This window comes from uncultured Aliivibrio sp., from assembly GCF_946479765.1.
In the GTDB taxonomy this organism is placed as follows: domain Bacteria; phylum Pseudomonadota; class Gammaproteobacteria; order Enterobacterales; family Vibrionaceae; genus Aliivibrio.
In genome coordinates this window covers 25,829-46,788 of sequence record NZ_CAMLHO010000031.1, presented here as the reverse complement: position 1 = coordinate 46,788, position 20,960 = coordinate 25,829, and the positions used below count along the sequence as shown (strand labels likewise).

Here is a 20,960-nt window from a genome sequence, read left to right as displayed (position 1 = left end):
GATTATCAACTCACAAGTGCCCACACAGATTAATAGGTTCAAATTGTTAAAGAGCGCACCAATATTTGCTGAACTTGTGATTTAAATCACCGTTCTGCGTTGGTGGAGTCGGAGTATAGGCCGATGCGGATTTCATGCAAGCGTTTTATTTAAAAAAACAACCAACCGAACAATAAGCAACCATTCCGTATATAAAGCCATCAAAAAATTTAGTTTACCCTCCTTTTATCTCAATAAAACTCTTATTCCTCCACCTTAAATAGCTATGTTACAATTCAGTTCTATTCAAACGTTACTGAGATAAACAAATGAAAATCGGTATTATTGGTGCAATGGAACAAGAAGTTGCCATTCTAAAAGAACAAATTAACGGCTTACTAACAACAGTTAAAGCGGGTTGTACTTTTCATACAGGCACATTAAATGGGGCTGACGTCGTTTTACTTCAATCAGGCATTGGTAAAGTAGCAGCTGCCGTAGGGACAACTCTGCTTATCTCAGATCATAATGTAGATATTGTTCTTAATACCGGCTCTGCGGGTGGATTTGATTCATCATTAAATCTTGGTGATGTCGTTATTTCTACAGAAGTTCGTCATCATGATGCTGACGTAACTGCATTTGGTTATGAGATGGGACAGATGGCACAACAGCCTGCTGCTTTTAAAGCAGATGAAAAACTAATGGCAGTAGCAGAAAAAGCATTAACTCAAATGGAAGATAAGCATGCTGTACGTGGTTTAATCTGTACTGGTGATGCTTTTGTATGTACACCTGAGCGCCAAGCATTTATTCGTTCTCATTTTCCTTCTGTTATCGCTGTTGAAATGGAAGCTTCTGCCATTGCTCAAACTTGTCATCAGTTTGACGTTCCATTTGTTGTCGTTCGCGCAATCTCAGATGTGGCAGATAAAGAATCACCAATGAGCTTTGAAGAGTTTTTACCTCTTGCTGCACAAAGCTCATCAGAAATGGTAATTAAAATGGTTGCTTTATTAAAGTAGTCACATCGATATTGAGCTAGCCGCCTTGGTTGGCTCAATACTTCCTCTATATAGTATATATAATGATAGTAACTACTAATGTTTGATAAATTCTCTTTATTAATCGCAGATTATTCCCTACTTGTTTTATGGGGAGCTTTATTATTCCATTTACTTTTACCAATCCCTGTACACGCCCACCCCATGACAATTTGGCGTAAGTTCGCTGAATTACTCGCTACAAAAGTAAATACAGCTCGCTCTTATCAACAACGTTTAATTTCAGGGTCTCTTGCTTGGGCGTTAATGATTATCCCTGCAATTATTGTTTATATTGCTGCATTACCTCTTATCTGGAATCTACCTTTATTTAATTTAGGATTACTATTAATCTCTTTAGAATGGCGCGGTGTAGAAAAGTTATGTAAAGATGCAATACAAGCGATCAATCAAGAAAATAAACAAGAAGCAAAAACAGTTTTAATGCCTTGGTTAAATAGAGATGTAGAACCACTATCTCTTCTTGGTTTAGGTAAAGCAAGTGCTGAAACAATTGTTTTGGGTTATGCAAGAACCGTGATTGGAGTACTGTTCTGGTATGGCATTGCTGGAGGGATCGGGGCTTTTATTTATCGTTTATCTTTAGAATTAGCTCGCGCTTGGTCACCTTCGAGAGATACATTTAGGCCATTTGGTATTCCAGCACTAACCATTCAAACCATTCTAGATTTCGTCCCTTTAAAACTTTTTAGTTTTTTATGCCTTTTCGGGAAACATTTTCAAATCGCTCTCCACACACTCAAACAACAGAAAAAAAGTTGGCCAAATAAAAATAATGCATGGCTACTTATCATTATTGGCAAAAAATTTGAGCTTTCTATGGGCGGTCCTGTTATTTATCAAGGCAAGAAAATCAGTAGACCAAAACTTGGAGGAAAGATCGCACCTTCTGCAATTCATTTGGCACAAATACATCGTTTTTTAAGTTGGAGAATAGCTATCTGGCTAATCCTTCAAAGCACTCTAATGGTTATAATCAAACACGGTTTATAACTGTATTCTCAACAACATCATGCAGTAAGTCATAGAGGACAAGATGTTAATCTATACAATTGATATGTTCGGCACCGCCATCTTTGCTATTTCAGGAGTGTTATTAGCAGGACGATTAAAAATGGACCCTTTTGGCGTCACAGTACTTGCCAGTGTTACCGCTATTGGTGGTGGTACTATTCGAGATATGGCACTTGGTGCCACCCCTGTTTTCTGGATTACTGATACCAACTATTTATTAGTCATTTTTGTTACCTGTATTTTAACCATGTTAATCATCAGAAAACCTAAACGTCTCCCTTGGTATGTTTTACCTGTATCCGATGCTATTGGATTAGCTGTCTTTGTGGGGATAGGTGTTGAGAAAGCATTAAAATATAATGCAGACCCTATGGTCGCCGTAATTATGGGCGTTATCACTGGTTGTGGCGGTGGAATAATTCGAGATGTACTTGCCCGAGAAGTCCCAATGGTATTAAGAAGTGAAGTATATGCGACTGCTTGTATTTTAGGTGGCATAGCTCACACCTCTGCTCTCGAGTTTGATGTTCAGGGTTCAACAGCAATGCTTTTAGGGGTTGCTACTACATTGGTTATTCGATTAGCAGCAATTCGTTGGCACCTTTCATTGCCTACGTTCGCACTGAACAAATAGACCAATAGACAGGCAGCAATAGGCTGCCTTTCTATCAATTACCATTAACTTTGATGATTTATTGAACTTTTAATAAAAAAAAGGTGACTAAGCCTTATACTATAATCTTCTCTCATAGTAGTTAGGCTAAAAAAAAGCTACACTCTTATGTTGTTATTTGTATTCAATATTTACTACCTAATCGAATGATATTATCTAAATTAACTCGCATTCCTGTAATTCATCGCATTCTTATTGGTATTTGCAGCGCAGGGATAATCGCCGCTGTAGCTACTATTCCAGATTCTGTTGCACCTGATTCTGGGTTTTATAAACTCACCATTGGGCAAACTTATCCAACAGAAATTCGCCAAGAAGCTCTCATTTCTCATGACCAGACCTCTCCCAACAAGCAATTATCTTGGGAAAGCTACACGGTAAAATCGGGAGAGAGTGCATCCGTTTTATTTAGTCGAGTCGGGCTAACTGCTCGTCAACTATATAATCTAACCAATAGCGATAAAGAGATTGAAAAACAGCTGACTCGCCTTCGCCCTGGAGATAAATTAAAATTTGGCTTTAATAAAAATCAAGAAATCATCCAACTTATCCGTCCAATAAGTCAGTTTGAAACCTACCGTATTAGCAAAATTGGCGATAGCTATCTTGGTTTATTTGAAAAACAAGATATCGATACTCAACTTAACTACACGAAAGCTACCATTACTTCGAACTTCTGGAATGCTTCTATTGGCGCAGGACTAAATGCAAACCAAATCATGGAGCTGGCGGGTATTTTTGGTTGGGATATCGATTTTGCATTAGATATTCGAGAAGGTGATAACTTTAAAGTTCTTTATGAAGAGCGATATGTAGAAGGTGAATACGCTGGCAAAGGTAATATAATTGCAGCTTCTTTTACAAACCGTGGTGATACCTTTACCGCTATTCGTAATGATAAAAATGGTAATTTCTACGAGCCAAATGGCCGAGCAATGAAAAAGGCATTTTTACGCTCTCCAATTAACTTTCGTTATGTGAGTTCTAACTTTAATCCTCGTCGCTTACACCCAGTGACAGGCCAAAGAAAAGCACATAAAGGAACGGATTATGTCGCACCTATTGGCACCCCTATTTGGGCTGCGGGTGACGGTGTCGTCGATAAAGCAGGCTACAATAAGTTCAATGGTAACTATGTATTTATTCGCCACAGTAATACCTACATTACTAAATATTTGCACATGACTATACGTTATGTAAAAACAGGCCAACGAGTAAAACAAGGCGATACTATCGGTACCCTTGGTGGCACAGGGCGAGTGACTGGTCCTCACTTACATTATGAATTCTTAGTTAACGGTGTTCATAAAGACGCAAGAACGGTCTCGTTACCACAATCAACATCATTAGCAGGTAACGATAAGACAGAGTTTGAACTTGTAGCAAAAGAACGCCTAAAGCAACTTGAGCAGTACAGCCAATTTATTGTTGGCAACCACCCGGTACTCACTCACTAACAAGTTAAAGTACGATAATGCCCTACGGCGTCATGATCTGATGACGCCGTAGGGCATTATTTTTATCTCTCGTTCGAGTATTCTTTATCTCTACCTAACATCAGTAAACAAGGCGTTAATACCAGCGTTAATACCGTCGCAAATGCTAAGCCCCCAGCGACTGCCGTTGCTAGTTGTGACCACCACTGAGTACTAGGTGCACCAAACTCCACTTTTTGGCTCACCAGATCAATATTCATTTCCAGTACCATAGGCATTAAACCTAGGATCGTCGTCACCGTAGTTAATAGCACTGGGCGTAAACGTTGAACACCTGTTTGTAATATCGCATCTACTTTTTCAAGCCCTTCTTTACGTAACGTATTGTAGGTATCAATAAGCACAATATTATTGTTTACGACTATCCCAGCCAAAGAGATCACCCCTATCCCTGACATTATGATCCCAAACGGACGCTGGAATATCAGCAAACCAGCAAAAACACCAACGGTTGAAAATAAAACCGCACTCAGAATAAGAAAAGCCTGATAGAAACTATTAAATTGCGTTACCAAGATAATTGCCATTACAGCCAGTGCGACAATAAAGGCATTTTGAAGAAATTTAGCTGAATTATTTTGCTCTTCATTTTGCCCTCTTAATTTAAACTCAACATCCTCAGGTAAATCTAAAGAGTTCAATGCTGATTCAATCTTTGGTAACTCAATACTTAAGTTATAGCCATCACTCATATCTGCTTTAACAGTTAAGATCCGATGGCCATCAATTCGATGAATCGTATCTTGTTTATGAGTCGGAATGATCCGCGCAAAATTCGTAATAGGAACCAACCCATTTACCGTTTTTACTCTTAACTCATCAAAGCGCCCAATATCCCGATGCTCTTCAGGAAAACGAACAAGAATATCAACTTGTTCATCATTATCATCTGGTAAGTAATCACCAATTTTGAGCCCATTCGTAACAAATTGCACCGTATTACCAACCAGTGTCGCATCTGCACCAAAGCGCGCAGCATCATCTCGACGAATGTCTATTTTCCAATCAATTCCTTGTTTATTCGAGGTATCACTCACATTGGTAAAGGCTGGATTAGCGTCAATCCACTCTCTCACTTTCATGACTGATTGATTAAGCTGAACGCCATTTCTAGCACTGAGTTCGATAACTAAATCATGCTCACTCGGAGGCCCTGCATTTGGCGTACTGAACTCTAATTCAATACCTGCAATACCCTTTGTTTGCGCTCTTAAATCACTAATGATCTCTTTTACTGGCCGACGATATTGCCAATCGACTGGAGTGATCTGTATTTGTCCAATCTCATCATCACCTCCAGTTCGCGTGTAAATACTGTCTAACTCTTTCATTCCTAGTATTTGGTCTTGCACCTCAACCATTAATTTATCTTTTTCATTAATAGAGAGATCACCATGAGAACGCACTTTGACCGTTAAGAACGGAGGGTCAACATCAGGGAAGAAGACGACACCTAAACCGGCTTTAGCGTAAGTAAAACCAATCCCAACCGCTAGCACAATTGCCAACAGTAAAATTTTAAACGGGTGTTTTAATGCCATCGATAGCGTATGGAAGTAGAGTTTTGTAATTCCTTCAGCCTGACTATAATCTCCCTGACTCAGGGAATACAACCTCTCTCTCTTCTTTGGTAATACTTGTTGCGGCTTACCAAATAAACTCCCTAAAACAGGAACAAATAACAGAGCCATAACAAGGGATGCACTCAATGTCGCGATTAAGGTGAGAGGCAAGTACTTCATGAACTCACCCGTAATATCAGGCCAAAATAGCAAAGGAGCAAAAGCGGCTAATGTCGTTGCTGTTGAAGCGGTGATCGGCCAAGCCATTCGCTGCGCGGCTTCTCGATATGCATCAATGCGATGTGACCCTTCTTGCATTCGTCGATCGGCATACTCTGTAACTACGATCGCTCCATCAACCAACATCCCTACGGCCATAATAAGAGAAAACAACACCACGATATTGATGGTTAATCCCGACAATGCCAGCATTAATAAGCCAGTAAGAAATGAGCCTGGGATCGAGATCCCGACCAAAAGAGCTGTTCTTGCTCCCAAAATAGCAATAATAACAATCACAACCAGTAAGATGGCTGAAAGAATATTATTTTGCAGATCATTAAGCATGATCTTAACGTCTTTTGATTCATCCCATGTGTATTTTACCAATAAATTATTCGGCCATGAATCAAGCTCTTGAGCACCAGCTAAAACCGCTTTTACTATTTCAACCGTTTCAATAATATTTTCGCCAGAGCGTTTTTTGATGTCTAAAACAATCGCTTTTTCACCATTTAGCCGAGCGTAACTGTTTGGGTCTCTAAAGGCTTTTCGAACCGTTGCAATATCTCCAAAAGTAACAACTTGCTTACCATCCACTTTAATCGGTAGCTCAAGGACATCTTTTAATGAATCAAAAACAGAAGGCACCTTAACTGAAAATCGTCCATAACCGGTATCAACAAACCCTGCGGCTACCACTCGATTATTCAGTGCTATCAGGTTATAAATAGCGGCTTGATCTAATCCGTAACTTTCCAATAAAAGAGGATCGACAATAATTTCGACCACATCTTCCCGATCACCAGCAATATCAACTTCTAGTATTTGCTTATAGCTTTCAAGCTTATCTCGTAATTTACGAGCTATTTGTACAGTGGTTCGCTCAGGAACGGTTCCATATAAGACAACAGACAACACCGCTTGCTCTGCTGCTAAAGTAACTTCATTGACTGTTGGTTCATCACTCTCTTCTGGCAAATCTGGCTTTACCAAATCAACCGCGTCCCTTACATCCGTTAACGCTTTATCTAAATCAGTACCCACGTTAAATTCTAATGTCACTGAACCATGCCCTTCACCAGCAACGGCTGTCATTTCTTTAATTCCTTCAATAGAGCGCAACTCTTGCTCCATTGGACGAACTAATAAACGTTCTGAATCTTCAGGCGAAATGCCTTGGTGACTCATCGACACATAAATAATAGGTATAGTGATGTCTGGATTAGATTCTTTTGGAATGACTATATACGTAGATACACCGGCCACAAGCAGTAACACAAGTAGCATCAACATAGTTCGAGCACGACTTAATGCCGCATTAATAATAGCTAACATATGACGTCCCTATTTACGTTGAGCGTGAATGAAATCACCATCACGGACAAATCCTTGCCCAACAGTAATAATGTCGACTTCATCACCAAGCCCCGTTAACCAAATACCATCATCTTCTGCTTTTACTAATTGGATCGGCACAAATTTTACTTTCTGATCACTATCAGAATTCCCTTCACTTTGAATAACCGTTTTTACTCCTAAATCCCCCGCTTCATTTAGCGCTAACATGGCAGGAGAGACTTTTAACGCCAACTGAAGATCGAGGTTTATTTCTACTTCAGAACTCATGCCTGCATAGATCTCTGCTCCAACATTCGGTATTTCAACCTCAACAGAAAAAGTGTTGGTCGACAATGAAGAAACACTCGATATATAACGAACATAACCCTCAATTGAAGAACCATTAATAAAGAATACCTCTGCTTTTTGACCTTTATTAATCTGCTCAATATGCCTTTCACTGGCGTTAACTTCGATAACTAAAGGATCTAATACCACCACTTTAGCAACAGGATCACCACGACTGACAAAATCACCTACTTCAACAAAGAGGTGTTCAACAATGCCATCAAAGGGTGCTGTGATTGTGGTATTTTTTAAGATGAGTTCAGCATTTCTTACGCTTGCTCTGGCTTCTGCCAAAGAGGCCTCTGCTTGACTAAAAGCGACGTCTCCTTGCAGACCTTTACGACGAAGCTCTTTTGCTGCTTTAAATTCTTTCAGACGAACTGAGTAGATGGCTTTAGCTTGGCTTAAACGTAAATCAAGATCTGCCATATCTAGATGAGCAATCGGCTGACCTTTTTTTACTCTAACCCCTTTTCTTACTAATAAATCTTCAACTTGAGCAGCAACTTGAGCCCCTAATATCGTTTTACGATCAGGCGCTGTTCTTCCATATAATGAAATCGTTTTATGGGTGGGGGTTGATTCGAAGCGCTCAACAATAACATTCGCTAAAGGTACTTTTAAGGCGACATTATCTGATTTTATTTCTGTATTTTCGGCGTGAGAAGGGCCGCTCATTATCCAGAGAAATAAGCTCAAAAATAAAAAAGAAGAAATAATCCAAGGGCGATGAATAAGATAGGGAAAAAAGGCAGATGTGTATTTACCCATAGCAACAATCCTTAGTGCTTAGAAGGTAGGTAAACAGTAATACATCCTGATTTACTGTAAGTTTGATTCTCTTTTATACCGTAAATTTATAAAAAAAGGTAAGTAGAGAGTACTCAACTTACCTTTCTATCTCAGTTGTTACACACTAAACGATGCGCCACAGCCACATGTTGTTGTCGCATTTGGGTTATTAATAAAGAAGCGAGAACCCTCTAGGCCTTCTGTATAATCAACAACACCGCCAATCAAGTACTGTAAACTCATTGGGTCGACAACTAAAGTGACGCCATCATTTACTAGCGTCATATCGCCTTCGTTTACGTCTTCATCAAAAGTAAATCCGTATTGGAAACCGCTACAGCCACCACCTGTAATATATACACGTAGTTTTAGATTTGGGTTTTCTTCTTCTGCTATTAACGTTTTTACTTTTGCTGCAGCAACATCAGAAAACGTTAACGGCACAGATATATCACTCATTTCAACCTCTCAGATTGGTTTCCAATTCTATTTTAATTCTGATTATCTAATACCTGACTGTTTCATTCAAGTATTCAATACATCCATCACGCTTAACAGAGCAAGTTAGTTCTCATTCAGCATCATTATTTACTTATTAGATGGGGATTAATACGATCAACTCAAGCATTCTGATTCAATTTAGGTACAATAACCGACAACTGGTCCAATTGATTACTACGAGGATATAAGTAATGACCAAATCAGCAGAACTATTTGCAAAAGCGCAAGAGAAAATCCCTGGTGGCGTAAACTCACCTGTTCGTGCTTTTGCTGGCGTTGGTGGCTCACCAATTTTCATTGAGCGTGCCGATGGCCCATTAATTTTTGATGCCGATGGAAAAGCTTATATTGACTACGTTGGCTCTTGGGGTCCAATGATCCTTGGTCATAATCACGCAGCTATTCGTGAAGCCGTAATATCTGCTGCACAACGTGGCTTAAGTTTCGGTGCTCCAACAGAGACTGAAATTAACATGGCTGAACTTGTTTCTGAATTAGTACCATCAATGGAACAAATTCGCATGGTGAGTTCTGGCACAGAAGCAACCATGAGCGCAATTCGTCTTGCTCGTGGTTATACTGGTCGTGACAAAATCATGAAATTTGAAGGTTGTTACCACGGCCATGCAGACAGTTTATTAGTAAAAGCGGGCTCAGGTGCACTAACACTTGGTCAACCAAGTTCTCCTGGTGTACCTGCCGATTTTGCTAAATACACACTGACAGCGACATTCAATAATTTAGACTCTGTTCGTGAAATGTTCGCAGCAAATAAAGGTGAAATAGCGTGTATTATTGTTGAGCCAGTTGCTGGTAACATGAATTGCATTCCACCAATTAAAGGCTTCCATGAAGGTCTTCGTGAGATTTGTGATGCTGAAGGCGCTCTACTAATTTTTGATGAAGTAATGACGGGGTTCCGTGTTGCTGAAAATTGCGCTCAAGGCTATTACAACATTAAACCAGACCTAACTTGTTTAGGTAAAGTTATCGGCGGCGGTATGCCTGTTGGTGCTTTTGGTGGTCGTAAAGATATTATGCAATACATTGCGCCTACTGGTCCTGTATATCAAGCGGGTACACTTTCTGGTAATCCTGTCGCAATGGCTGCCGGTTTCGCTTGTTTGAAAGTACTAACCGAAGAAGGCAATGAAAAACGTCTTGCAAGTACAACGAAACAATTAGCACTAGGTTTGAAAGAACTAGCAAGCAAACACGGGATCCCAATGGTTGTTAATTACGTTGGTGGCATGTTTGGTTTCTTCTTTACAGATCAAGAAACTATCACTACCTACGAAGACGTAACTAAGTGCGACATCGAACAATTCAAACGCTTTTTCCATCTAATGTTGGCACACGGTGTTTATCTTGCACCGTCAGCATTTGAAGCAGGGTTTACCTCTTTAGCTCATGGACCAAAAGAAATTGAAGCAACACTAGAAGCGGCAGATCGTTGTTTTGCTAAAATGGCTTCTGAAGCTAAATAACTTCAAAGACAGTTAAATCATGGCTTCTCTATAAATTAGAGAAGCCATTTTTATTGCCAATAATAAATCACTAATATAACCAACCCCACAACAATTATCGGCATGATTGGTAATTTTTTTTTATTACTGCTACACGTCTCTTTCTCACAACAGCCCATTTTTACTCTCCATTATTCTTGCTAAGCTAACCAAGTACCTATATAACTTAACTCATCATTATTTATAAATAGCTTACCGCATCATAAGGGAAGAATGTGTCTCATTTCAATAAACTAAATTCTAGCCATTGGGTTTTAATCGCCGCTTTACTTGCAGCCGGTTATGCGTGTTTTCTATTAATACAACCTTATCTAAACCCTATTATTCTCGCCTTTATTATGTCTCTTTTATTTGCTCCTCTACATAATAAAATCAGCGAAAAACTACCAAACAGCCCCAATAGTGCTGCTATTTTATCTTGCATGGCACTCACATTTATTATTGCAATCCCTCTGTTTTTTGTCTTTGTTGCTATCGTTCAACAAGGTGCTACATTCTCTAAAGATGCCTATCATTGGGTTATAGAAGGAGGGGTACAAACTCTATTTGAACACCCAATTGTGTCTCAAGTATTAGCATTTATTAACAAGCATTTACCTTTTGATACTATTGACCCCGCAGAAATAACTCAAAAAGTCGCTCAATTAGCATCTCAAGTAGGAACGAAGGTCGTCGGTGTTAGTGCTCAAATTCTAGGTGACGTCACTAATGTATTAATGAACTTCTTCTTAATGTTGTTTGTTCTGTTCTTTTTATTACGAGACCAAGATAAAATTATTTCAGCTTTCCGTCATGTCCTCCCTCTTTCAAGAAGCCAAGAAGATCGCTTACTGGATGAGATCGAACAAGTATCAAAATCAGCTATTCTTGGTTCATTCTTAACCGCTATAGCTCAAGGCTTAGCTGGCGGTTTTGCAATGTGGCTAGCTGGCTTCCCAGGTTTATTCTGGGGAACCATGATGGGGTTTGCTTCATTTATACCTGTCGTTGGTACTGCTCTTATTTGGGTACCAGCAACAATTTACTTACTCTTAACGAACCAATGGGAATGGGCTATTTTCTTAACCGTTTGGGGGGTCTTAGTGGTAGGTTCAATTGATAACATCGTTCGTCCATTATTAATGCAAGGTAACTCTGGAATGAATACTTTGCTTATCTTCTTCTCTTTATTAGGTGGTATTCACTTATATGGCTTAATTGGTTTAATTTACGGTCCTATTATCTTTGCATTAACCTTAGTTCTTTTTAATATGTATGAGACTGAATTTAAATCATTTTTAGATCAACAAGATAATAATTAATACCTTAAACTCTATCAGGTAGAGGCTGTATTTCTTTACTCACGTAAACAGCCTCTTACTTTCCTTTTCCTTCCCCTTCCTTTATGGGACAATCTCGTCAGTTTTTTTGTATTCTTTCGAGGCCATCATGTCTTATTCTGCAGCAAGTCAAATCACCCAACGTCAACTCGCTTATTTTGAAGGTAAGCGTGTACTTATTGCTGGTGAACTTATTGATGATTTTCCACTTGAGCTAGTGAAACATTGCACTTCAACCTCCATTTTTACCACAAATTACGGCTATTATAAGCAGTTTGAAAATAACCATGACATCAAGTGTTACTTTGGAGTAGAGCTCACAGAAGAAACCGATGCCGATATGATCTTGCTGTACTGGCCAAAAGCAAAAGCTGAAGCTGAGTATTTACTCACTATGCTACTGGCAAAGTTAGGTAAAGATACTGAAATTGTGGTCGTTGGTGAAAATAGAAGTGGCGTTAAAAGCATTGAAAAGATGTTTGCCGATTTCGGTCCTATAAGTAAATTTGATTCAGCTCGTCGTTGCAGTTTTTATTGGGGGCAATGCACTGAATCTGTGCCTAGTTTTACTCTTCAAGAGTGGTTTAAAGAGTATCAAGTTCAATTTAAAGAGCACACTATTGAAGTACGAAGCTTACCTGGCGTGTTTAGTCATGGCGAATTTGATAAAGGTTCAGAATTATTACTGCAAACCTTACCTAACTTACGCGGCCATGTTCTAGATTTTGGTTGTGGCGCAGGGGTTCTTGGATCGGTAATGAAAACACTCAATCCTAAAATTCACTTAGACATGGTGGATATTAGCGCTCTTGCTATTGCTTCCTCTATTGAAACATTAAAAGCCAATAACCTTGAAGGCAATGTATTTGTGAGTGATGTTTACTCTGACACCAAAGAGAAGTATCAATTTATTATCAGCAATCCTCCGTTTCATGCAGGATTAAAAACTCATTATTCTTCAACTGAGGAGTTACTAGAAAAAGCACCTAAAAATCTAACCCATAAAGGGCAGTTAATTTTAGTTGCCAATAGTTTCTTACAGTATCCACCTATTATTGAAAAATCTTTTGGTGAATGCTTAACCTTAGCAAAAAATAATAAGTTTAAGATTTATTCCGCACAAAAATAATCGCACCCCGCCGCACTTTACTATTCTGCTGCTTGATTTTTAACGTAACTTACGTATAAGAAGCAGCAGAACTTCACGTTAAAATTAATTATCACATACTCACTGACACGTTAATTGTGTCAATTTTGCTGAATGGAATACAGAGCAAACTAGGCCTAAAAATGGAAAAAAAACAACACTTTAAACGTCTTCAAAATACGTTAATGATTGCATTTCTTGTATTAAGCATTACCCCATTGTCAATTATTGCCATCTTCTTCCTTCAATCGCATAGCCAAGATCTTGCAACACAAAGTACTGCGCACCTTGTATCCTTAAGGGATAATAAAGAACAACAAATTACCAATTACTTTAAAGCTAGAAAATCTGAAGTATTAGGGTTTGCACGATCTGAACTCGCTAACGCCAGTGGTGGTCGATTTTATGGTTTAGTCAGTGCTTTCCCAAACTTAGGCTCCTCTATTGAAAATGCCAGAGAAAATGCACAACAAAGATACATAGAAGGCTCTGGTAATAAAATTCGCACCAGTATTTTACCTGAATCAGATTCATATATAGGTAGTGAACGTTATCGCCTCCTACATAAACGCTATCACTGGGCTTATCAAGAGTTACTCAAACGCTCTGACTTTACCGACATACTACTCATTGATATTAATAGTAATGTCGTCTATTCAACCAAAAAAGAAGATAACTATGGAACCAATTTACTCACAGGTAAATATAAAGGAACCACATTAGAAAAAACTTACAGCCAAGTACGTTCAATGGTTGAAAACACTAAAAACAAAGACAATATACCCGTTATATTTTCAGATTTTTCTTATGTAAATGGAGAAAATATCTCATGGTTTGCTGCTCCTATTGTTCAACAAGGCTATTTACATAGTTTCGTTTTATTTAAGCTACCAAATACTGGGCTTACCAACCTTTTAGATAACAACCAAGAAAATACATCAACTAAAACTTACTTTGTTGGTGAAGATTCTTATTCTCGAATTACTAATAATGATAAGAACAAAAATCTAACGGATAATATAGCCGCTGCACTTTCTGGAAAAACTAACGTCGGTAACTTTATAAATAAATACGACCAAAAAGTATTAGCTGCTTTTACTCCGATAAATATAGATAATCACACCTGGGGCCTATCTATTGAACTACCAGAACAAGAAGCCTTTGCTCGAATACAGCAATTAGAGAAAATATTTATTATTGCTATGATCATCGCTATTGTTTGTGTAGTCGTCGCCTCTCACTTTTTATCAAATTCAATAACTGCGCCTCTATTACGACTGACTTGGGCTGCTGAACGAGTATCCGCAGGAGATCTCGATCAAGACATGATCAGCACAGATAGAAAAGATGAAATTGGCCGCCTTGCGGTTAGTTTTGCACGAATGCAGCGCTCAATCCGAGACAAAATACAGCTGATTAAAACTCAAAATGAAGAATTAGAAGTAAACCTGACGATTATTCAAAATAAGAATAGTGAATTAGAAGCAGCAGATAAATTAAAAGATGAATTCTTAGCGACAACATCTCATGAATTGAGAACGCCATTACATGGGATGGTTGGTATTGCAGAAGCTCTCTATACGGGGGCAAATGGACCAATATCAGCCTCTCATAGGCACCAACTGGAGATCATTATTAATAGTGGTCAACGATTAACGAATCTCGTAAATGACTTATTAGATTACCATAAAATGCGCCATGGTAATTTAGACATAAACCGTCATGTTGCCGAACTCTCCTCAGCAACGAGCTTAGTTCTTGAGTTATCTCAACACTTACTTGGTAATAAATCGATTCGGATCATCAACCAAGTAGATAAATCATTACCTTCAGTTTATGCCGATGAGCAACGCCTCGAGCAAGTTCTCTATAACTTAATTGGTAATGCAATTAAGTATACCTCAGAAGGGAAAATTGTTATTTCAGCCAGTGTAATCGACCAATTTTTACGAGTTCAAGTAGTAGATACAGGCCATGGAATCCCTGCAGATGAATTAGAGCATATTTTTGAACCCCTTATTCAAGCTGGTCATGATTCAAATCGCTATAGACAAGGTTCTGGACTTGGTTTATCGATTAGTCGTCAATTGATCGAATTAATGGGCGGATCTCTTTATGTAAGTAGCCAACCAATGGTAGGTGCAACCTTCAGCTTCACTGTGCCATTAGCAACTAAGGAGCAAATCCAACAGCATAAATTACTCACGAAAGAAGATATCGCTCATTATCAAACACCAGAGAAATTAGAATATAATCTAGATGAATTAACAGAAGATCTACCAGAAAACCCTAACGGCCCCTTACTGTTAGTCGCCGATGATGAGCCTGTTAACCTCCAAGTATTAAGTAGCTTTTTAAAACTTGAAGGCTACCGTGTAAAAACAGCTAATGATGGCCCTGAAACCTTACAAGTGCTTGAAGAGGAAAAACCAGAGCTTCTGCTATTAGATGTTATGATGCCAGGGATGAGTGGTTATGAAGTATGCCAATCATTAAGACAAAAATATAATCACTCACAACTGCCTATAATCATGCTAACCGCATTGAATCAAACTCAAGATCGCGTTCGTGGATTTGAATCTGGAGCAAACGATTATTTAAGTAAACCATTTAACAAACAAGAGTTAGCGGCAAGAATTAAAGCTCATATTCAGGCAAGCCAAGCCGAAGGCTTTATTAATGAAAATAGTCGTTTACAGCAAGAAATACGTCATAGAGAACAAGTTGAAGTAAGCCTACTAGAAACACAAAGTCATATTTTAGAGCAATTAAACCACGCTCACGAAGCCATCATTTGCGCCAAAAAAGATGGTTACATCCAATATGTGAACCAAGCGGCAGCTAAATTATTTCAGCTAACTAAAGAACAACTTTCTCGTTACTCGATTGATGAACTGATTGCTAAACGAAGCTTAGTAGAAAGCAAACTGAATTATAGAGGTAATATTGACGTCTATATTAATAGTGAAATTAAACAAATTAACGCAGACCTATTACACCTGCCAGCAGAGTCAGGGCTATCACTAATGCTTATCGTCAGTCATAAAAATGAGGCTAGTGAACAAAGAATTCATGATTTAGAGCACGCCGTAGAGGCCCTGTCCGCCTTTGCGTTTGAAGGTGATAAACAAATGCTAGATTCGTTATCTTTAGTCGGTGGAGATATCGCTCAGCTTGTAATTAAAGCAAATGAAAACAAAGATGATAAAGGTACAATCATGCGCGAATTGATTGTAGATGGCATGATTTCAGGGCTGAGTTACTGGGAAGAGTCAACAGGACAAACAAAATACACCCTAGCTGAAGAAAGTGGATTATGGCGTGTATATCTTGATAGAAGTACGCTACAAACTCGTACTCTTGATAAGTATCTTAGGGTTGAAACTTTACCTAAGACACCAAGATGGCGCACAGTAATAAGTACATTAGAGTATATTTTAGAACACTGCAACCAGCTCAATACTCAACGAGATAAGCTCATTAGAATAAAAGATAAGTTAAAAGTATTAATCGTATCAAGTTAATAATATACAAATTTTACTCAACTAAAAACCTACCTTTATTGTAGGTTTTTTTTCAATTATTCAAATTTACATAGCGAAATAAGCATACCTAACCATGACTTTCACCCCTCTGATTTTGTTATTTTTACATGCTAATAATTGGCTCTTAATAGATTTGTCATAATAATGAGAAGCGACTCACAACAAACCTAGCATGATAATTTTAGCAAAAAAATTAACGACACAGATCACTAGTGACCAGTATCACCATCTATTTAAAATCAAACCAAACCTTTACGAATAAAGAATATAACAGTAAGTAAGCACTAACATTCCACTTTACAGGTCGCCATACAAGAGAGGGAGATCACACTGAGAAGTGTGACCACAAAACAAACAAGCACATTCAAAGTAACGCTTTTAACGTCAAAATGGTGAATTTTGCCGTTTTTAACGGTAATGGAAATTGACGTTTTAGTGGAAAAACGGTTTCCTATACATGCCCAAGGCCTACAGGCCACTCAAAAAACATTTAAAAAGTAATTTTAAAAATGAAATTGAGGTAGGTCTTAATGTGTGTTTATCAAACTGATAAAGACGTATATATCGTGAAACATAAAGCAAAGAGTAAGGAACAGCTATGCTTGCCAATATTAAAAAAACTACACTAGCTGCTGCAGTACTTGCAGCAACAACGGGTTTTGCAGCTACGGATGCAGCAGCTCGAAGTGAGCTAACAATAGTACCTGATTTCTACCCTACAATGATTCAAAACTTTAACCCGTACCTTGCAACTAACCTTCGTACAACAACAGATTTTGTTTACGAACCGCTAGTTATCTTTAATGAAATGCACGGTAATAAACCAGTAATGCGTCTTGCAGAAGACTTCCGCATGTCCGATGACCTAATGAGTGTTACTTTTGACATTCGTAAAGGTGTTAAATGGTCTGACGGCGAAAAATTCACTGCGGACGATGTTATCTACTCTTATCAACTACTGAAGGACAAGCCAGAACTTGACCAACGTGGTATCAATAAGTGGGTTACAAAAGTTGAACGTTTAAATGAATACCAAGTTAAATTCACTTTATCAGAAGCTAACTCAAACGTACCTTACGAAATTTCACTCGTTCCAGTTGTTGCTGAGCACATTTGGTCAAAAGTGGAAAATCCAACAACGTTTACTAATGAAAACCCAGTTGGTACTGGTCCGTTCACTGAAATCGATACATTTACACCTCAACTTTATATTCAGTGTCGTAACCCTAATTACTGGGATAACGATAACCTAGATGTTGACTGTTTACGTGTACCTCAAATCGCAAACAATGATCAATTGTTAGGTAAGGTAGTTAACTCGGAACTAGACTGGACATCTTCATTCATTCCGGATATCGACCGTACTTACGCATCAGCTAGTCCTAACCACCAATACTGGTACCCGCCATCAGGTACGCAGGCGTTAATGGTTAACTTCAAAAACCCAGATGCAGCTAAAAACGAAGCATTAACAAACGTTGAGTTCCGTCGCGCTATGGGTATGGCTCTTGACCGTCAAACTATCATTGATATCGCATTCTACGGCGGCGGCACAGTGAATGATTTCGCATCTGGGATGGGTTATACATTTGAAGCATGGTCTGACGAAGCAACTCATAATAAGTATAAGAAATTTAATACTTACAATGTTGAAGCGGCTAAAAAACAACTTGCTAAAGCTGGTTTTAAAGATGTGAATGGCGATGGTTATGTTGATACTCCATCAGGTAAATCATTTGAGCTTCTAATTCAATCTCCAAATGGTTGGACTGACTTCAACAACACCGTACAGCTAGCTGTTGAACAATTAGACGAAGTTGGTATTAAGACAAAAGCACGTACTCCTGAATTTGCAGTTTACAACCAAGCAATGCTAGAAGGCACATACGACCTTGCTTACACCAACTACTTCCACGGTGCAGATCCACATCTATACTGGAACAGTGCATACAACTCAGCACTGCAAGAAGGCGATGGTATGCCTCGTTTCGCAATGCATTACTTTAAAGATGCGAAACTAGATGCACTACTTGATAGCTTCTACAAAACAGCAGACAAAGACGAACAAATCGAAATTGCTCATGGTATTCAGAAGATCATTGCTGAAAATCAAGTAACGCTTCCAATTATGTCTGGTGCTTACATGTACCAATATAATACAAAACGCTTCACTGGTTGGTGGAACGAAAAGAACCCTCAAGGACGTCCAAATATCTGGGCTGGTATTCCTGAGCGTCTTCTACACGTTCTTGACCTAAAACCTGTTAAGTAATATGTAAGCCTTTGCGGTGTACCTCTTGTGCACCGCCTATTCTCCCCCTTCCCTACTAGCTAAAGGATTGGCGCTTGTCGTCAGGGGATTTTGCGTCCTGATTTCCAGGTCAGGCAAATAATATCTGGATGAGTAAGGTGTGAGTTATGGGATTTTTTCTAAGACGTTTATCGTTCTATTTTATTGCGTTGGTCGTTGCTGCAACGATTAACTTTATCATTCCGCGAGCAATGCCAGGTGACCCCGTTGTCATGATGTTTGCGAATGCCACAACTCAGGTAACTCCTGAGCGTATCGAAGCTATGAAACAACTACTTGGTTTTGTTGATGGTCCTCTCTATCAACAATACTTTATTTACATCAAAAACATTCTAACTTGGGAATTAGGCACTTCTATTAAATTCTACCCATTAAGTGTAAATACACTATTAGGTGGCGCATTTGGTTGGTCTCTTTTCTTAGCCGGTACAGCCGTTATTTTATCTTTCTCTCTAGGCTCTATCTTAGGTATTTTCGCAGCATGGAAACGCGGTAGTGCTTACGACACCTTTATTTCTCCTGGGATGTTGGTTATCCAAGCAGTACCACAGGTGGTTATCGCCATGCTTGCCATGTTTACCTTTGCCGTCGGATTAAAATGGTTCCCTACAGGATATGCATATACTCCCGGAACAATTCCAGACTGGACCAGTTGGGCGTTTATTAAAGATGTCGCTTATCACGCAATACTTCCCCTACTTTGTGCGTCAGTCGTTCAAATTGGCGGGTTCTTAATTAACATGCGTAACAACATGATTAACCTGTTGGGTGAAGATTACATCACCATGGCAAAAGGAAAGGGATTAAGCGAAAACCGAGTGGTATTTAACTACGCAGCACGTAACGCAATGCTACCAAGTGTTACTGCATTATCTATGTCTTTAGGTATGGCTATCGGTGGTCAACTTATCGTTGAAATTATCTTTAACTACCCAGGTCTTGGTTCTGTATTGTTTAACGCAATTACGTCTCGTGACTACCAAGTTCTTCAAGGTCAGCTACTTATCATGACTCTGTTCATGCTGTTCTTTAACCTTCTTGCTGACATGTTATACGTTGTTCTAGACCCTCGCCTACGCAAGGGAGGAAAATAATAATGAAAGGCTTAATTAAACTTCTTTCTGGTAACCCTAAATCTCTATTTGGTTTAGGTATCTTATTCATATTTATCTTCGTTGCAGTGTTCGCACCGTTTCTTAGCGACCATGCTCCAGATAAACGTTCAGGTAAACCACATGAATACCCAAGTTTTGTAGTAAATGCTGCTGAAAACAACCCTGATGGCTGGGTATCTGAAAACTTAGCAACCGATCGTCGTACATTACTTATGTCTAAAAAAGCAGACCATGTAATGGGGACAACTCGTATGGGTCGTGATGTTTGGTCTCAACTTGCTCATGGTGCTCGTGTATCACTAGCGGTTGGTTTTGGTGCAGGCTTAGTGGTGTGTTTCTTAGCAACAGTTATCGGGATCTCTGCAGGTTATTTCGGTGGCAAGGTTGATGACATATTAACGGCTGCGATGAACATCATGTTAGTTATTCCTCAGTACCCATTGCTGTTCGTACTTGCAGCCTTTATTGGTGAAGCAGGACCAATGACCATAGCCCTCATAATTGGGTGTACATCCTGGGCTTGGGGCGCGCGCGTTATTCGCTCTCAAACCTTAGCTCTACGTGAAAAAGAATTTGTAAGAGCCGCAGAAGTATTAGGTGAATCATCATGGCGCATCATCTTTGTTGAGATTCTTCCAAACCTTATCTCTATCGTAGGTGCTAGCTTCATCGGTTCGGTAATGTACGCAATCATGATGGAAGCAACTATTTCATTCTTAGGTCTAGGTGACCCAAGTACGATTAGCTGGGGCATCATGCTGTACAACGTACAAACGTCTTCATCTATCTTGATTGGCGCTTGGTGGGAACTAATAGCTCCTTGTATGGCACTGACTCTTCTCGCTGTCGGCCTTGCAATGCTTAACTTCGCAGTCGATGAAATTGCTAACCCACAACTTCGTTCTCACAAAGGAATGAAACGCTGGAAAAAATTAGCAGCTCAAGATACGACTGAACGTAAACCAGATTTAGCTAAACCCGTATTAAATTGGAACAGGGAAGATTGAT

General features: G+C 39.1%; 14 protein-coding genes. 11 read left to right on the top strand and 3 right to left on the bottom strand.

What is annotated here, in order from left to right; translation table 11 throughout:
- The first annotated feature begins 308 nt into the window (after positions 1-308).
- From mtnN to Q1K78_RS12270, 4 genes are all read left to right on the top strand, one after another.
- Positions 309-1,004, top strand: coding sequence for a 5'-methylthioadenosine/S-adenosylhomocysteine nucleosidase (gene mtnN / locus Q1K78_RS12285; RefSeq protein ID WP_300179042.1), 696 nt, complete (start codon positions 309-311; stop codon positions 1,002-1,004).
- Between the two features lie 78 nt (positions 1,005-1,082).
- Positions 1,083-2,036 carry a cobalamin biosynthesis family protein gene (locus Q1K78_RS12280; protein ID WP_300179039.1) on the top strand — a complete coding sequence of 318 codons (954 nt, stop codon included), beginning with the start codon at positions 1,083-1,085 and terminating at the stop codon, positions 2,034-2,036.
- Positions 2,037-2,079: 43 nt separating this feature from the next.
- Positions 2,080-2,691, top strand: coding sequence for a TRIC cation channel family protein (locus Q1K78_RS12275; protein WP_300179036.1), 612 nt, complete (start codon positions 2,080-2,082; stop codon positions 2,689-2,691).
- Between the two features lie 188 nt (positions 2,692-2,879).
- The gene (locus tag Q1K78_RS12270) at positions 2,880-4,187 is read left to right on the top strand and encodes a peptidoglycan DD-metalloendopeptidase family protein (RefSeq protein WP_300179048.1); all 1,308 of its coding nucleotides are present in this window, start codon (positions 2,880-2,882) and stop codon (positions 4,185-4,187) included.
- Positions 4,188-4,249: 62 nt separating this feature from the next.
- Here Q1K78_RS12270 and Q1K78_RS12265 read toward each other — a convergent pair whose 3' ends face one another.
- The 3 genes from Q1K78_RS12265 to erpA all read right to left on the bottom strand — a co-directional run bounded on the left by Q1K78_RS12265 (position 4,250) and on the right by erpA (position 8,947).
- Positions 4,250-7,345: an efflux RND transporter permease subunit gene (locus Q1K78_RS12265; RefSeq protein WP_300179033.1), complete on the bottom strand. Its 3,096-nt coding sequence runs from the start codon at positions 7,343-7,345 to the stop codon at positions 4,250-4,252.
- 9 nt (positions 7,346-7,354) lie between these two features.
- Positions 7,355-8,467, bottom strand: coding sequence for an efflux RND transporter periplasmic adaptor subunit (locus tag Q1K78_RS12260; RefSeq protein WP_300179030.1), 1,113 nt, complete (start codon positions 8,465-8,467; stop codon positions 7,355-7,357).
- A 138-nt stretch (positions 8,468-8,605) separates the two neighbouring features.
- Positions 8,606-8,947 (bottom strand): iron-sulfur cluster insertion protein ErpA, encoded by a 342-nt coding sequence (erpA, locus tag Q1K78_RS12255; RefSeq protein WP_300179027.1) that lies wholly within the window; start codon positions 8,945-8,947, stop codon positions 8,606-8,608.
- A gap of 233 nt (positions 8,948-9,180) precedes the next feature.
- Here erpA and hemL point away from each other — a divergent pair, with 233 nt between their 5' ends.
- The 7 genes from hemL (at position 9,181) to Q1K78_RS12220 (ending at position 20,959) form a co-directional block, all read left to right on the top strand.
- Positions 9,181-10,476, top strand: a complete 1,296-nt coding sequence (gene hemL, locus Q1K78_RS12250; protein WP_300179024.1) for a glutamate-1-semialdehyde 2,1-aminomutase — start codon at positions 9,181-9,183, stop codon at positions 10,474-10,476.
- A gap of 254 nt (positions 10,477-10,730) precedes the next feature.
- A complete protein-coding gene (locus tag Q1K78_RS12245; RefSeq protein ID WP_300179021.1) occupies positions 10,731-11,816 on the top strand; it encodes an AI-2E family transporter in 1,086 nt (361 codons plus the stop codon).
- 127 nt (positions 11,817-11,943) lie between these two features.
- The gene (gene rsmC / locus Q1K78_RS12240) at positions 11,944-12,963 is read left to right on the top strand and encodes a 16S rRNA (guanine(1207)-N(2))-methyltransferase RsmC (RefSeq protein ID WP_300179018.1); all 1,020 of its coding nucleotides are present in this window, start codon (positions 11,944-11,946) and stop codon (positions 12,961-12,963) included.
- A 161-nt stretch (positions 12,964-13,124) separates the two neighbouring features.
- Complete coding sequence (locus Q1K78_RS12235) at positions 13,125-16,505, top strand: response regulator (protein ID WP_300179015.1); 3,381 nt, start codon at positions 13,125-13,127, stop codon at positions 16,503-16,505.
- Between the two features lie 619 nt (positions 16,506-17,124).
- The gene (locus Q1K78_RS12230) at positions 17,125-18,798 is read left to right on the top strand and encodes an ABC transporter substrate-binding protein (protein ID WP_300179012.1); all 1,674 of its coding nucleotides are present in this window, start codon (positions 17,125-17,127) and stop codon (positions 18,796-18,798) included.
- Positions 18,799-18,944: 146 nt separating this feature from the next.
- Complete coding sequence (locus Q1K78_RS12225; RefSeq protein ID WP_300179009.1) at positions 18,945-19,931, top strand: ABC transporter permease; 987 nt, start codon at positions 18,945-18,947, stop codon at positions 19,929-19,931.
- Positions 19,932-19,933: 2 nt separating this feature from the next.
- The gene (locus Q1K78_RS12220) at positions 19,934-20,959 is read left to right on the top strand and encodes an ABC transporter permease (protein WP_300179006.1); all 1,026 of its coding nucleotides are present in this window, start codon (positions 19,934-19,936) and stop codon (positions 20,957-20,959) included.
- The last annotated feature ends 1 nt before the right edge of the window (position 20,960 follow it).